We start from the raw sequence: 13,366 nt of genomic DNA, 5'->3' as shown, positions 1-13,366 counted from the left end.
TGACCCGGGTCACGTGACCGGGCACGGTGGGCAGGTCGTCCCAGAGGAGGAACCATGACCAGCACCACCCCGCAGGCGCGCACCCGGCGCGACCGCACGCACTACCTCTACATCGCGGTCATCGCCGCGGTGCTCGCCGGCATCGCCGTCGGCTTCGCGGCGCCCGACTTCGCGAAGGAGCTCAAGCCGCTCGGCGAGGGCTTCGTCAAGCTGATCAAGATGATGATCGGCCCCGTCATCTTCTGCACCATCGTGCTCGGCGTCGGCTCGGTCCGCAGCGCCGCGCAGGTGGGCAAGGTCGGCGGCATGGCGCTCGGCTACTTCATCACGATGTCGACGTTCGCCCTGGCCATCGGCCTGGCCGTCGGCAACATCCTGCACCCGGGCGAGGGCCTGCAGATCACCCCGGAGGGCGCGGCGAAGGCGGCCGAGTCCGCGGGTGGTGAGAAGCAGACGACCGCCGAGTTCATCCTGCACATGATCCCCGACACGATGGTCTCCTCCCTCACGTCCGGCGACGTGCTGCAGGCGCTGTTCGTCGCCCTGCTCGTCGGCTTCGCGCTGCAGGCCATGGGTCGCGCCGGCGAGCCGATCCTCGTCGGCGTCGGCTACCTGCAGAAGCTCGTCTTCCGCGTGCTCGCCATGATCATGTGGCTGGCCCCCATCGGCGCCTTCGGCGCGATCGCCGCCGTGGTCGGCGAGACCGGCATGGACGCCCTGCGCAGCCTCGCCGTCCTCATGGTCGGCTTCTACATCACGTGCTTCCTGTTCGTCTTCGGCATCCTCGGCGCGCTGCTCAAGGCCGTCACCGGCATCAACATCTTCAGCCTGCTGAAGTACCTGGGTCGTGAGTTCCTGCTCATCGTGTCGACGTCGTCGTCGGAGTCGGCCCTGCCGCGCCTCATCGCCAAGATGGAGCACGCGGGCGTGCACCAGTCGACCGTCGGCGTCGTGGTGCCGACCGGCTACTCCTTCAACCTCGACGGCACGGCAATCTACCTGACGATGGCGACCCTGTTCGTCGCGTCGGCCACCGGCGACCCGCTGAGCTTCGGCGAGCAGCTCTCCCTGCTGCTGTTCATGATGATCGCCTCCAAGGGTGCGGCAGGCGTGACCGGTGCCGGTCTCGCGACGCTGGCCGGCGGCCTGCAGTCGCACCGCCCCGACCTCGTCGACGGCGTCGGTCTCATCGTCGGCATCGACCGCTTCATGTCCGAGGCGCGTGCGCTGACGAACTTCGCCGGCAACGCGGTCGCGACGGTGCTCATCGGCACCTGGACCCACTCGATCGACCGGCAGAAGCTCGACGCCGTCCTGGCCGGCGACGACCCGTTCGACGAGACGACGATGGTCGACGACGACCACGGCTACACGCCCCGCAAGGACGAGGAGCTCGACGTCGCACGCTGACGCGACGTGGGACGACCCACAGGGCCCGGACACCGTCCGGGCCCTGTGTCGTCGGTAGGGTCGGGCCATGCCGGATGCCCTCCGCGTGGCCGCGATGGACTGTGGGACGAACTCGTTGCGCCTGCTCGTCACCGACGTGCGTGGCGACCAGAAGCGCGACGTCGTGCGCGAGATGCGGGTCGTCCGCCTCGGGCAGGGCGTCGACGAGACCGGTCGCTTCCACCCCGACGCGCTGGAGCGCACGCTCGCCGTCACCCGCGAGTTCGGCGAGCTGACCACCGTGCTGGGCGCCGAGCGGGTGCGCTTCTGCGCGACGTCGGCCGCCCGTGACGCGTCGAACGCCGAGGAGCTGAGCGACGGCGTGCGTTCGGTGCTGGGCATCGACCTCGAGGTGCTGTCGGGCGAGGAGGAGGCCCGCGCCTCGTTCCTCGGGGCGACGCGCTCGCTGGCGGGACCGGCCCTCGTCGTCGACATCGGCGGCGGCTCGACGGAGCTGGTGGTCGGTGCCGACGGCGACGTCGGCTGGTCGCACTCCTTCGACGTCGGATCGGTGCGGCTGACCGAGCGGTTCCTGCGCAGCGACCCCGCCTCGATCGACGAGGTGACCGCACTCGAGTCCTACCTCGACGACGTGCTGACACCCCGGCTGTCAGGGCTCGACCCGGTGAGCACCCTCGTGGGGGTGGCGGGGACCATCACGACGGTCGCCGCCCACGCCCTGGAGCTCCCGTCGTACGACTCGTCGCAGATCCACGGCGCCCGCATCTCCGTCGACGACGTCCGCACCGCCTGCCTGTCGCTGCTGCGCATGTCGGTGGCGGACCGTCGCGCCCTGCCGTTCATGCACCCGGGTCGCGCCGACGTGATCGGCGCCGGCGCGATGATCCTCGACGCCGTCCTTGGCTCCGTCCCCCTCGCCACCGACGAGGTGCTGGTGAGCGAGCACGACATCCTCGACGGCATCGCCTGGGGCGCGGCAGCCTCCTAGGCAAGCAGGCGCCGCACCTGGTGGCGTGCCTCCTCGAGCGCCGCCGGGTCCTGCGCCGCGCGCGAGCGCAGCACCGCCCCCTCCACGGCGCTCAGCACGAAGCCGGCGAGCCCGGCGTCGCCCACCTCGTCGGCCAGGCGTCGGTGCAGGCGCGCGAACACCCCGTCGGCTGCGGCGCGGACGAGCGGGTCGGCGTCGACGGCCGCAGCGGCCACCGGGCAGCCGCGCTCGCCGCCGTGCCGGGTGATCTCGCGCGACCACCAGTCGAGCAGGGCCTCGACCATGGCGGCTCCCCGCGTCGAGGCGCCCGCGTCCGGGCCGCGGTCCGCCACGCGCTCGAGGTGGTCGCCGGCCACCCGCACGGCCTCGGCGACCAGCTGGCCCTTGCCGCCGGGGAAGTGCTGGTAGATCGACGCTCGGGCCGTCCCGCTGCGCTCGAGCACGTCAGCCAGCCCGGTGCCGTGCACGCCCCGCTCGCGGACCAGGTCGATGGTCGCGGCAACGAGCCGGTCTCGAGGTCCTGGGGGCATGCATCCATCATAGACCGATCGGTCTATATGCTGGTGGTTCCCGATCGAAGGAGTCGTCATGTCCGCTCTCTCCGCGGAGCAGCTCGAGCACCTCCAGCGTCTGAGCGGCCTGGAGTTCCTGCGCACCGCCTTCGCGGCGGAGGACCGTCCGCCGTTCATCGGTGACCTGCTGGGCCTGGAGGTGGAGTCGTTGGAGGAGGGTGCGGTGGCGTTCTCGGTGCCGACGAAGGCGACGTTCGCGAACCCGCTCGGCTCCTTGCACGGCGGCATCTGTGCGACGCTGCTGGACTCGGTGATGGGGTGCGCCGTCCACTCGACCCTCGAGGCCGGGGTGGGCTACGGCACGCTCGAGCTGAAGGTGAACTACATCCGGACGGTGCCGGTGGACGGCGCGCGTCTCGTGGGCACGGGCCGGACGATCCACGTGGGCCGCCAGGTGGCGACGGCGGAAGGCTCGATCGTCGACGCCTCCGGCCGTCTGGTCGCCCACGGCACGACCACCTGCATGATCTACCGCTGACCGGCGACGTATCGAGACCACTCGGCGGGGTCGTGTGGTGGTGAGGTCAGGGTCGGTAGCGGTGGTTGCGGTGCCAGGTGCTCGACCCGGGCAGGCGCCACTCGACGACTCCGTCGGTCGGGTTGATGCGTCCGGCCCAGCCTTGGTCGTGGACGCGGTGGTGGTGGAAGGTGCACAGCAGTGCGCCGTCCCTGATGTCGGTGGTTCTCGATATCGCATGGGGTGTGAGGTGGTGGCTCTCGCACCACCTCGGGTCCCGGTCACACCCCGGGGCCGTGCAGCCACCGTCCCTGCGTTCGAGCGCTCTTCGTGACGACTGGTTGAAGTACCGGTTCGCCGACCCGAGGTCGAGGGGGAGCGAGCGTCCGTTGAGGACCATGGGGACGAGCTGGGCGGTGCACGCGAGCCGGCGGGCCTGCTCGGCGGAGATGCGGGTGCCGTCCGAGAGTCCGGCGGCCTTGAGGCCACCCATCAGCGTGTTCAGGTCGAGGTTGACGGTGACCACGGCGGAGACGCCGCCGTTGGAGGGCAGCCGGTCGGCGGGCAGCAGCTCGACGAGGGAGGCGAACGCGTGGCCGAGGCGCTGGGGGTAGGACTGGCCGAATCCCACCTCGTCGTGCTCGCCGGTGGCGGCGTTGACGGTGCCGACCTTCTGGTGGGGTGCGGCGAGGGCGTCGAGGGCGGTCTTGAGCATGACGGCCTGAGCCTCGGGGAGGGTGAAGCGACCGGTGTACGTGCCGTCGCGGTTGTCCCACATCGAGAAGCTGGTCTTCGCGCGGGCCTGCTCTTCCTGCTGGCGCAGGAGCGTGTCCTCGTCGGCGTCGACCTCATCCTCAGAGGTCTTGTAGGCGTCGGTGATGCGTCGGGCCCGTGCTCGCAGGTCCTTCAGGGTGAGCTTCTGCGCGTCCTTCAGCAGCGTGCGTTCGCAGGTGTCGCGCTGGGCGTCGAGCACGTCGTCAGGCAGTGAGGCCAGCGCCCGGGCGATGACGTCGGCCTGCTTGGCCGTGATGTCACCGGCCGCGAGGGCGGCCTCGGTGTGCGTGGTCTGCTCCTCGATCCGGTTCGCGGTGTTGACCAGGTCGGACGCGCCGTGCCGGTCACCGCCAAAGTCGATCGAGATCGTCGCGCCGGTGGAGGTCCCGGTCCCGGTACCGGGACTGTCGTTGCCGGAGTCGTTCCGTGCTGTCTGCCGCGCCTTCTCGAGGACTCGGGCGGCGGCCATCGTGTGGGCGCTGATCCGCGCCTCGACCCTGGCCAGCCGGGTGAGCAGGTCACGCGCGACCGCGGGGTCCGTGCCGGCCCAGCTCGACGTGGGCGTGGCGTCCAGCGTGCCCTCCAGGGCCCGCACGCACGCCTCGATCATGCCGGTCTCGAGTGCGGTGACGGCCATGCTTCCCCCTGATGTCTCCTGCCATTCTATCGAGCAGGATCACGAACAAGCAAGTACCTGTTCGATAAAACATCGAGAATCTATCGGTCGCCTCGTGCCGCGCACCGCACGCACCGCGCAGTCGCCGGGAGGGCCTCGAGCCGGCCCTCCCCGATCGGGCGACCGCACACCTCGCAGACGCCGTAGGTGCCGTCCTCCACCCGGCGCAGGGCCGACTCGACGGCGGCCAGGCGGCGGCGGGCGCTGTCGGCAGCGTGGTCGGCCTGCGACCGCTCGAAGGCGATCGTGGCTCCCTCCGGGTCGTGCTCGTCGTCGACGTTGGACCCCTCGCGGGCGGCGACGATGCCGGCGACGTCGGCGTCGCGCGACGTGATCGACGCGAGCAGGCGTCGACGCTCGTCCTCCAGACGTGCGGCCGCGTCGGTCACGACGCAGCCCCCGACGTGACGCCGGCGAGGCGCAGGACGGCGGCGAGGCCGACGTCGGTGCCCGGCCAGTGGCGCTCGATGGCCTCGGGCCCGGCGAGCCGCACCACCGACCTCAGCACCAGCGCGACCACGACCACGTCGTCGGCGTACCCGACCACCGGGATGACGTCGGGCACGAGGTCGATCGGCAGCGCCAAGTAGAGGAGCAGCGCGCCCAGCCGCACCCGGACGCCGCGCGGTAGGGACGGGTCGCGGGCGAGGCGGTGCGTGAGGCGGACGAGGTCGGGCACGAGGCGCAGCAGGTCGCGCAGGTCGACCCGCTGCGACGTGCGTCGTGCCGCGACCCACAGCAGCCCGACGAGGACAGCCCAGAGCAGCACGAGGCCGCCGACCACGGCCGCGACGACGCTCCAGGTGCTCATGCAGCCACGGTAGGTGGGCGCACCGACGGCGTGCACGTCGGCGAGGGACCGGCATGATCGGACCCATGCCCGTGCAGCTGAGCCTCCCCGACGACGAGACCCGCGACCTGTTCACCGACCTGGAGTCCGACGGGACGGCCGAGCTCCACGTGTGGGACTTCGCCGGACCACCCCCGGCCGACGTGGTGCTCGACCTCGCCGTCCGTCCGTACGTGCTCACCGGCGACCTCTCCGTCCTCGACGCCGACCGCATCAAGGCCGTGCAGGCGCAGTCGCTCGGCTACGACGACGCGATCGGCCACGTGCCCGACGGCATCACCTGGTGCAACGCGGTCGACGTGCACGAGGAGCCGACCGCCGAGCTGGCCGTCGCGCTCACCCTGGCGTCGCTGCGCGGGCTCGACGACTTCGTGCGCAACGCCGCCCGCGACGACGACCGGTGGGACAAGGGCACGGCCCGACCCGGCCTGCTGGGCAAGCGGGTGCTTCTGCTCGGCGTCGGCGGCATCGGCCACCAGGTCGAGCGCCGCCTCGACGGGTTCGGCGTCGACCTCGTGCGGGTCGCGTCGTCGGCGCGTGACGACGAGCGCGGCCACGTGCACGGCATCGACGAGGTGCACGACCTCCTGGCCGATGTCGACGTCGTGGTCGTCGCGGTGCCCTACGGCGAGTCGACGCACCACCTCGTCGACGACGCCTTCCTCGCCGCGATGCAGGACGGCGCCCTGCTGGTGAACGTCGCGCGCGGCAAGGTCGCCGACACCGACGCGCTCGTGCGGCACGCCACGTCGGGCCACGTGCGCCTCGCGCTCGACGTCGTCGACCCCGAGCCGCTGCCCGACGACCACCCGCTGTGGACCATCCCGGGCGTGCTCGTCGCGCCCCACGTCGGGGGAGCGGTGGCGACGCGGCTCGAGCGCATCGAGCCCCTCGTGCGGGAGCAGGTGCGACGGATCGCGGCGGGGGAGCCACTGCTCAACGTCGTCGACGTGTCAGGTTCCTGACGGCGCTCGGCTGGCGCGCTCGCGCACGAGGCGTACGGTCGAAGGTGAAGGTTCAACGACGTCCATCGACCCTCAGGAGGACCCAGTGCAGCAGTGCACCATCGGCACCGCGACCGTCAGCGCGATCGGACTCGGCGGCATGCCGATGTCGATCGAGGGGCGGCCTGACCGTGAGCGCTCGATCGCCACGATCCACGCCTCGCTCGACGCCGGCGTGACCTTCATCGACACCGCCGACGCGTACCACCGCGACGCGAACGAGGTCGGTCACAACGAGGAGCTCATCGCGGAGGCGCTGAAGGGCCACGCGGCCGGCAAGGACGTGCTCGTCGCGACGAAGGGCGGCCACCTGCGTCCCGGCGACGGCTCGTGGACGCAGAACGGCCACCCCGACTACCTCAAGGACGCTGCGAAGGCGTCGGCGAAGCGGCTCGGCGTCGAGTCGATCGGGCTCTACCAGTTCCACCGTCCCGACCCGGAGGTGCCGTACGCGGAGTCGATCGGCGCGCTGAAGGAGCTGCTCGACGAGGGCGTCATCCAGCAGGCGGGCATCTCCAACGCCACGGTCGCGCAGATCGACGAGGCCAACGAGGTGCTCGACGGCCGGCTCGTGTCGGTGCAGAACCAGTTCAGCCCGGCGTTCCTGTCGAGCCGCGACGAGCTGCGGCACTGCGCCGAGATCGGCGTCGCGTTCCTGCCCTGGAGCCCGTTCGGCGGCATCAAGAAGGCCGGTGACTTCGGCTCCGACCACTCGGCGTTCCAGGAGGTGGCCGACGCGCGTGGCGTCAGCCCGCACCAGGTCGCGCTCGCCTGGCACCTCGCCCAGGCGCCCGTCGTGGTCCCGATCCCCGGCGCCTCGCGTCCGGAGTCGGCGAAGAACTCGGCCGAGGCGGCCGACCTCGAGCTCACCGACGACGAGCTCACGACGATCGAGTCCGGCCTCGACGCCTGACGTAGTCCCTAGCGCGGCCCTGTCCTCCCTGGGGGGCGGGGCCGCGGTGCGTTCAGGCGCCGGCGCAGCGCGAGATGTCGTGACGTGCGCCGTCGCGCTGCCGCTGGTCGAGGCAGCGGCGCAGGCGAGAGAACGCGACCGTCCGGGGGTCGCAGACCTGGAGCGCGTCGAGGACCCTCGTCCGCGCCGGCTCCTCGTCGAGGACGCCGTGCCAGGTGGCCCACTGCTGCTCGTCGAGCAGGTCGATGGCCGCGACGGCGAGCTCGTCCTCCAGCAGCTGCAGGTAGCGAGGGTCCGCGCGGATCTCGAGCGGGTCGCTGCCAGCCCGATGGATGTCGTCGGCGATCTGCCAGTACCGCCGCACGTACACGCCGCTCGCGGAGGCCCTCGACGCCCGCTTGATGTCGACCAGCTGCTTGAGGCCGACGGAGGCCACGAGGAGGAGGCCGAGCAGGAGCAGCGTCGCAGTGTCCACGCGCCGAGCGTAGTGGGTGGGACGTCCAGGTCCTCGGCTCCTCCACGACGCCCGGCGGCCCCGCCCTCGGGGGAGGACGGGGCCGTCGGGGGAGTCGAGCGCTACGTCGCGGGCGGCTCGTCGGCCGGCCGACGGGCGCGCAGTCGACGCACCACGTAGACGACCAGCAGGTAGATCGCGATGACGCAGCCGAGCGTGTAGGCGCCCGACGCCGCCTCGTCGCTGTCGACGTAGCCGATCACGACGCACGTGACCGCGGTGACGGCGAGCACGCCGATGTAGTCGTCGATGGTCTTCATGACGCGGTGCCCCTTAGAAACAGTTGTCGATGACGCCCTGGACGGACGCGATCTCGAGCAGGACGGCCTGCGCCTCCTTGCCCACGCCGTCGCGCTTGAACACCTTCCGGAAGGCGTACTTGGCCGACGACGACCGGCCGTAGCCCGCCTTGCGGTAGGCCTTGTACGCCTTGCGCAGGGCGCGGTAGGCCTTCTTCGCACCGCCCACGGCCTTGATCGCCGCCTTCACCTTCGCCAGCTTGGCGACGAGGAAGATGTTGCTGATGACGGCGATGACGATCGAGCGGACGCACGCGGCCGCGCCGGTCGCGAGGGCCGAGCGGTCGGTGCGCGGGTCGAAGACCGCGGGGCTCGCCTCGGTGGAGTCCGCGTCGGACACGGACTCCTCGCGGGCCAGGCCCTGGTCGGCGAGCCAGGCGTCGATGTCGTCCTGCGTGGTGGTCTCGGCGTCGGGGATCTGCTCGATCAGCGCGAAGCCGTCCTCGACGCCCGCGCCGACGTCGCTCTGCGGGTCGGGGTCGGCGTACCAGCCGAGCACCTCGACCTTGACGTCGATGTCGGTGCGCGAGGAGTTCTGGATCTCGATCGTGCCGTCCTGCGAGAGGGTCGTCGCGAAGGTCTCGGTCGAGACGTAGCTCGACGCGGGGGGACGTTCGATCCACATGACGTCGCCGGCCAGCTCGGGGTCGCGGACCGCGAGCACGCCGGCGTCCTTCTTGGTCAGCCAGCGGCCGCTGATCTTGAGCCGCGCGCCGAAGGCGTCGGCGGGCACGGTGCCGACCCCGCCGATGGTGATCTGCTGCGTGGTCGAGCGACGGATCGGTTCCCAGCCCGAGCCGCCCGGGTAGACCGGCGCCGGTGTGGGGGTGGTGGAGGTCAGGTCGCCGTTGAGAGGGAGTCGCTCGTCGGACGGGTCGGTCGTGTCGACGGTGCGGGTGGACCCGTCGTCGATGCGCTGCGTGGTGGGTCCGACGGAGGTGTCGGACGCGCCGTGCAGGACGGGGGGACGGGTGGACGGGGCCGCGAGCAGGCTGGCGAGCACCGCGGTGGCGGTGACCGTCGTGACCGCGGTCAAGGGGGCGGAAGGGGGCATGGGGGCCGCTCTCTCGTGATCGGGCGCCACCGGGTGAGCGGCGCTGCGATCGCGACACTCGCAGGGCCGACAGCCCTGGCGCGCCCTTCTCTCGATCTCCTGAAGAAGCCTTCCCAAACGGCGCGACATCCGGTATCGACACCCGTTCCCTCGCCCTCACCGACGCCCAACGTGGCACCCTGGCCCCGTGCCCGACCTGACCATCACGCCGGAGATCGAGCGGGCGCTGGAGCTCCTCGAGTCGGGCAGCCACCTGTTCCTCACGGGCAAGGCGGGCACGGGCAAGTCGACGCTCGTGCGGCACTTCCTGGAGACGACGGAGCGCCGTGTGGTGGTGGCCGCGCCGACCGGCATCGCCGCGCTGAACGTCGACGGCTACACGATCCACCGGCTGTTCGGCTTCCGCCCGACCACGACGCTCGACGACGTCCGCTCCGGCACCTACCGGCCGGGCCGTTTCACGAAGGCGATCCGCGGGCTGCAGACGCTGGTGGTCGACGAGGCGTCGATGGTGCGGGCCGACGTGCTCGACATGGTCGAGGCTGCGCTGCGTCGCTTCGGGCCGCGGGAGGGCGAGCCGTTCGGCGGAGTGCAGGTGGTGCTCGTCGGCGACCTGCTGCAGCTGCCGCCGATCGTCGGCGAACGGGAGACCGAGTTCTTCCGCACCCACTACGACACCGAGTACTTCTACTCCGCGCACTGCTTCGACCGCGACGCGTTCCCGACCGTGGCGCTCACGACCGTGTTCCGTCAGCTGGGCGACGACACGCTCACCGGGCTGCTCAACGCGGTGCGCGAGGGGGTGCTGCTGGAGCAGGCGCGCGAGGAGCTGAACAGCCGCGTCGACCGCGACTTCGAGCCGCCGGAGGACGAGCTGTGGCTGACGCTCGCGCCGTCGAACTCGATCGTCACGGCCCGCAACCGGGAGCGGCTGGAGCGGCTGCCCGGCGACGTCGTCACGAGCGTCGCGCGGGAGAGCGGCGACCTCGGCGGCTTCGACCCGCCCACCGACACGGTGCTGCGGCTGAAGGTCGGAGCGCAGGTCATGATGCTCACCAACGACCCGAGCGACCGGTGGGTCAACGGCTCGCTCGCGCGCGTCGTGGACATCGAGGCCGACGACGTCTCGGGCGACGTCGAGCTGGAGGTGGAGCTGGCCGACGGCTCGGTCGTCACGGTCGATGAGTACACGTGGGAGGTGACGCGGCCGGTCGTCGAGGGCGGCACGCTGACCCGCGAGGTGGTGGGCACGTACCGGCAGCTGCCGTGCCGGCTGGCGTGGGCGATCACGATCCACAAGAGCCAGGGGCAGACGCTCGACCGGCTCGTCGTCGACCTGACGGGCGGGGTGTTCGCGACCGGCCAGGTGTACGTGGCGCTGAGCCGGGCGACGTCGATGGCGGGGCTGGTGCTGAAGCGGCCGATCGAGCCGCGGCACCTTCGCACCGACCGTCGGGTCACGCGGTTCCTGTCGGGCGAGGTGGCGCGCACGGCGCCGGACCGCTTCGCGTCGCTCGGGGTCTGCTTCGTCGGCGACGAGGGCACGTTCTCGCGGCCCCGTCCGGTGGAGCTGGCGGTCGCGTTCGACGACGGCACCGCGGTGAGCACGCTCGTGAATCCCGAGCGCGACCTCGCCGACGCGCGCGCCCGGTTCGGCATCTCCGCCGACGACGTGCTGCTGGCGCCGACCCTGCCGGAGGCGTGGGCCGTGCTCGCGCCGCTGCTCGAGGGGGTCACGCTCGTCGGCTCGCGCGTGGACGACGCGCTCGGCAAGGTCGACTTCGAGCTCAAGCGCCTGCAGCACGTGGTGCCGATGGGCTTCGGCGTCGAGCTGCCGTTCGGCGGGCTGTCGTCGGCGGAGCGGATGGCGATGTCGTCGGGCCGTGCGGCCGACCAGGCGAGTGCGGCACTGTCGGCGTTCACGCGGATGCGCGACGAGGGTCTCGCCGTGGCTGCCAGCACGCCGTTCGAGCCGGCCGAGGGCCTCCCCGACCCGAGCTACCTGCTCACCCGCGACCCCGACCTCCCGCCCCCGTCGACCGACCGCCTGCCCACCCTCTCCGCCCTGGTGGAGGCCAGCGTCGGGGTGAGCGCGGCGCTGCTCGGCGGTGCTCCGGCCCAGTCGGGGGAGCGCCCTCCGCGGGTGGTGGCCGACGCCGTGGTGGCGCGGCTGGCCAACGTCGCGACGAAGGCGTCACGCCTCTCGCCCCAGCTCGTCGAGCGCCTGCGCATGGTCGAGGACCTGCTCGACGAGCGGTTCGTCGACGACCTGGTCGAGACCGTCGCGGCAGCCACCCCGTCGGCGTCCGACGTCCTGCAGCCCGGCGCGCGGGTGTGCTTCACGGGCACGGCGACGTCGCCGTCGGGCCGGACGTACGGGCGCGACGAGATGGAGCGCCTCGCCCGCGACGCCGGCCTCGTCCCCGCCGCCAACGTCACCAAGACGAAGTGCGACCTCCTCGTCGTCGCCGAGGTCGGCACCCAGTCCGGCAAGGCGCGCAAGGCCCGCGAGTACGGCAAGCCGGTGATCTCCGCCGACGAGTTCTTCGCCTGGCTCGGCGTGGTCTGACGACCCCGTCGGGATGGTGCGGTCGGCTCAACCTGGGGGGCGCTTGTCCATCCGCGCCTGGATGACGAGCCCGATGAACGATCCGACCACCATCGTCGCGACGATCAGCCAGAAGTCGTCGGTCAGGAACATCGCGACCAGGCCGGGCCCGACGATCGCTGCCACGAGGATCATGGAGGCGCCGAAGAACGTGGTGGTGGCGTCGTGGTGCGGGGGTGTCTTGGTCACAGGAGCTCCTTGATGATTCCTCCGCCGCAGTACACCGCGCCGAACAGGCCGAGACGGCGGACCATGAACTTCGCTGCCTTGTTCGGCGAGCTGACCAGCTGCAGGAGCGCCTCGGTGCTGAGTGTGAGACCCAGGCACACCTTGAAGAGCTTCTTGAACTTCTTGATCCACTTCTTGCTCCATTTCGGGTCTGCCGTGATCCCGTAGCTGAAGTCGCCCGCCTTGTGCTCCACGACCTGGGTGAGCGTGGTGCCGCTGACCTCGTAGTGGGTGGGGACGGTCCTGCCGGCCGCGTCGTAGGCCCAGGGAGACTCGAAGCGGCCGAGCGGTTCCTTGCCGTTCCCGAACACCCAGACGCTGCCGTCCTGCTCGTCCAGCACGAGCCGTTCGGCGTCGCCGCCCAGCTCGAACGGGTAGCGCTCAGGAGCATCGGCGGAGTCGATCGCGATGGCTGCGCGTACTCCGTCGGCGGTGGGCTGGACGGCGACGCGGCTGTCGTCGAGCTGTCCGCTGTAGACGCGGGTGAGCTCGTCGTCGGCGACGTGCCCGTGGCCCTTCGCTGGCGTGTCGATCGTGACGGTCCCGCCGACGCCGGCCGCGACGATCTCACTCTCGCCCGACGTCGGGATGTCAACCTCAGTGTTGTGCTTCGCGGCAGTCGAGCCCGCCCTCGTCGTGCCGTCGGAGATCGCATGCGTGAACGACTCCGTCGCGTCCTCTCTCAATGCGGCACCCGCACTCACCCCGGTGACGCACACGAGCGCCAGGGTCGTCCCGGTTACGACACCACTCGTGAGAACAGGTTTCGACCTCTCGATCCTGGCGTCTGGTCGCGTGATCTTCACGGTTCGGTTTCGGGACCATTTGGATCGGTCGGCAACGCTCCATGCGACCCACAGCGTGACGGCAGCGGCCGCTGCGACGGCTTCAGCGGTTCCGTTCGACGGCCACAGTCCGATGCTGGCGGCGACGGTGACGGCGGCGACCATCGCGCGACTCTTGGTGACGCTCATGCAGCTCTCCCTCGACTCTCGTGCTCGCCGATCACGCTGCCGGAG

Annotated in this window: 15 protein-coding genes; 6 read left to right on the top strand and 9 right to left on the bottom strand. The window is 71.4% G+C overall.

What is annotated here, in order from left to right:
- Positions 1-54: 54 nt before the first annotated feature.
- Complete coding sequence (locus Aeryth_RS13150; protein ID WP_067859553.1) at positions 55-1,410, top strand: cation:dicarboxylate symporter family transporter; 1,356 nt, start codon at positions 55-57, stop codon at positions 1,408-1,410.
- Positions 1,411-1,477: 67 nt separating this feature from the next.
- On the top strand, positions 1,478-2,398 hold the full coding sequence (locus Aeryth_RS13145) for a Ppx/GppA phosphatase family protein (protein WP_067859551.1): 921 nt from the start codon (positions 1,478-1,480) through the stop codon (positions 2,396-2,398).
- Here Aeryth_RS13145 and Aeryth_RS13140 read toward each other — a convergent pair.
- Positions 2,395-2,928 (bottom strand): TetR/AcrR family transcriptional regulator, encoded by a 534-nt coding sequence (locus Aeryth_RS13140; protein WP_067859549.1) that lies wholly within the window; start codon positions 2,926-2,928, stop codon positions 2,395-2,397. The genes Aeryth_RS13145 and Aeryth_RS13140 overlap by 4 nt on opposite strands.
- 58 nt (positions 2,929-2,986) lie before the next feature.
- Here Aeryth_RS13140 and Aeryth_RS13135 point away from each other — a divergent pair, with 58 nt between their 5' ends.
- Complete coding sequence (locus tag Aeryth_RS13135) at positions 2,987-3,448, top strand: PaaI family thioesterase (protein ID WP_067859545.1); 462 nt, start codon at positions 2,987-2,989, stop codon at positions 3,446-3,448.
- A 46-nt stretch (positions 3,449-3,494) separates the two neighbouring features.
- Here the strand turns inward: Aeryth_RS13135 and Aeryth_RS13130 are convergent, their stop codons facing one another.
- The 3 genes from Aeryth_RS13130 to Aeryth_RS18480 form a co-directional block, all read right to left on the bottom strand.
- Positions 3,495-4,838, bottom strand: a complete 1,344-nt coding sequence (locus tag Aeryth_RS13130) for an HNH endonuclease signature motif containing protein (RefSeq protein ID WP_067859542.1) — start codon at positions 4,836-4,838, stop codon at positions 3,495-3,497.
- 80 nt (positions 4,839-4,918) lie between these two features.
- Positions 4,919-5,266, bottom strand: coding sequence for a TraR/DksA family transcriptional regulator (locus Aeryth_RS13125; RefSeq protein ID WP_067859540.1), 348 nt, complete (start codon positions 5,264-5,266; stop codon positions 4,919-4,921).
- Positions 5,263-5,688, bottom strand: coding sequence for a DUF1232 domain-containing protein (locus Aeryth_RS18480; protein ID WP_067861783.1), 426 nt, complete (start codon positions 5,686-5,688; stop codon positions 5,263-5,265). Before Aeryth_RS18480 ends, Aeryth_RS13125 begins: the two co-directional genes overlap by 4 nt.
- Before the next feature lie 65 nt (positions 5,689-5,753).
- Between Aeryth_RS18480 and Aeryth_RS13115 the strand changes: the two genes are divergently transcribed.
- On the top strand, positions 5,754-6,692 hold the full coding sequence (locus Aeryth_RS13115) for an NAD(P)-dependent oxidoreductase (RefSeq protein WP_083516633.1): 939 nt from the start codon (positions 5,754-5,756) through the stop codon (positions 6,690-6,692).
- An 85-nt stretch (positions 6,693-6,777) separates the two neighbouring features.
- Positions 6,778-7,644: an aldo/keto reductase gene (locus Aeryth_RS13110; RefSeq protein ID WP_067859531.1), complete on the top strand. Its 867-nt coding sequence runs from the start codon at positions 6,778-6,780 to the stop codon at positions 7,642-7,644.
- 52 nt (positions 7,645-7,696) lie between these two features.
- Here the strand turns inward: Aeryth_RS13110 and Aeryth_RS13105 are convergent, their stop codons facing one another.
- The 3 genes from Aeryth_RS13105 to Aeryth_RS13095 form a co-directional block, all read right to left on the bottom strand.
- Positions 7,697-8,119, bottom strand: coding sequence for a hypothetical protein (locus tag Aeryth_RS13105; RefSeq protein ID WP_067859529.1), 423 nt, complete (start codon positions 8,117-8,119; stop codon positions 7,697-7,699).
- A 101-nt stretch (positions 8,120-8,220) separates the two neighbouring features.
- Positions 8,221-8,418 (bottom strand): hypothetical protein, encoded by a 198-nt coding sequence (locus Aeryth_RS13100; protein ID WP_067859527.1) that lies wholly within the window; start codon positions 8,416-8,418, stop codon positions 8,221-8,223.
- Between the two features lie 13 nt (positions 8,419-8,431).
- The gene (locus Aeryth_RS13095) at positions 8,432-9,511 is read right to left on the bottom strand and encodes a hypothetical protein (RefSeq protein WP_144433783.1); all 1,080 of its coding nucleotides are present in this window, start codon (positions 9,509-9,511) and stop codon (positions 8,432-8,434) included.
- Between the two features lie 187 nt (positions 9,512-9,698).
- Between Aeryth_RS13095 and Aeryth_RS13090 the strand changes: the two genes are divergently transcribed.
- Positions 9,699-12,080 (top strand): AAA family ATPase, encoded by a 2,382-nt coding sequence (locus Aeryth_RS13090; protein ID WP_067859524.1) that lies wholly within the window; start codon positions 9,699-9,701, stop codon positions 12,078-12,080.
- A gap of 27 nt (positions 12,081-12,107) precedes the next feature.
- Here the strand turns inward: Aeryth_RS13090 and Aeryth_RS13085 are convergent, their stop codons facing one another.
- A complete protein-coding gene (locus tag Aeryth_RS13085; protein ID WP_067859521.1) occupies positions 12,108-12,308 on the bottom strand; it encodes a hypothetical protein in 201 nt (66 codons plus the stop codon).
- Positions 12,305-13,321, bottom strand: coding sequence for a hypothetical protein (locus Aeryth_RS13080; protein ID WP_144433782.1), 1,017 nt, complete (start codon positions 13,319-13,321; stop codon positions 12,305-12,307). The genes Aeryth_RS13085 and Aeryth_RS13080 overlap by 4 nt, the downstream gene beginning before the upstream one ends.
- Between the last annotated feature and the right edge of the window lie 45 nt (positions 13,322-13,366).

Source organism: Aeromicrobium erythreum, assembly GCF_001509405.1.
In the GTDB taxonomy this organism is placed as follows: Bacteria; Actinomycetota; Actinomycetes; order Propionibacteriales; family Nocardioidaceae; genus Aeromicrobium; species Aeromicrobium erythreum.
The sequence above is the reverse complement of the archived record's forward strand: the minus strand, read 5'-3'. Positions and strand labels throughout refer to the sequence as shown.

Excerpts from the sequence above, each read along its gene's own strand:
- Aeryth_RS13150 (WP_067859553.1), top strand. The coding sequence starts at position 55 with ATGACCAGCACCACCCCGCAGGCGCGCACCCGGCGCGACCGCACGCAC.
- Aeryth_RS13145 (WP_067859551.1), top strand. The coding sequence starts at position 1,478 with ATGCCGGATGCCCTCCGCGTGGCCGCGATGGACTGTGGGACGAACTCG.
- Aeryth_RS13140 (WP_067859549.1), bottom strand. The coding sequence starts at position 2,928 with ATGCCCCCAGGACCTCGAGACCGGCTCGTTGCCGCGACCATCGACCTG.
- Aeryth_RS13135 (WP_067859545.1), top strand. The coding sequence starts at position 2,987 with ATGTCCGCTCTCTCCGCGGAGCAGCTCGAGCACCTCCAGCGTCTGAGC.
- Aeryth_RS13130 (WP_067859542.1), bottom strand. The coding sequence starts at position 4,838 with ATGGCCGTCACCGCACTCGAGACCGGCATGATCGAGGCGTGCGTGCGG.
- Aeryth_RS18480 (WP_067861783.1), bottom strand. The coding sequence starts at position 5,688 with ATGAGCACCTGGAGCGTCGTCGCGGCCGTGGTCGGCGGCCTCGTGCTG.
- Aeryth_RS13115 (WP_083516633.1), top strand. The coding sequence starts at position 5,754 with ATGCCCGTGCAGCTGAGCCTCCCCGACGACGAGACCCGCGACCTGTTC.
- Aeryth_RS13100 (WP_067859527.1), bottom strand. The coding sequence starts at position 8,418 with ATGAAGACCATCGACGACTACATCGGCGTGCTCGCCGTCACCGCGGTC.
- Aeryth_RS13095 (WP_144433783.1), bottom strand. The coding sequence starts at position 9,511 with ATGCCCCCTTCCGCCCCCTTGACCGCGGTCACGACGGTCACCGCCACC.
- Aeryth_RS13080 (WP_144433782.1), bottom strand. The coding sequence starts at position 13,321 with ATGAGCGTCACCAAGAGTCGCGCGATGGTCGCCGCCGTCACCGTCGCC.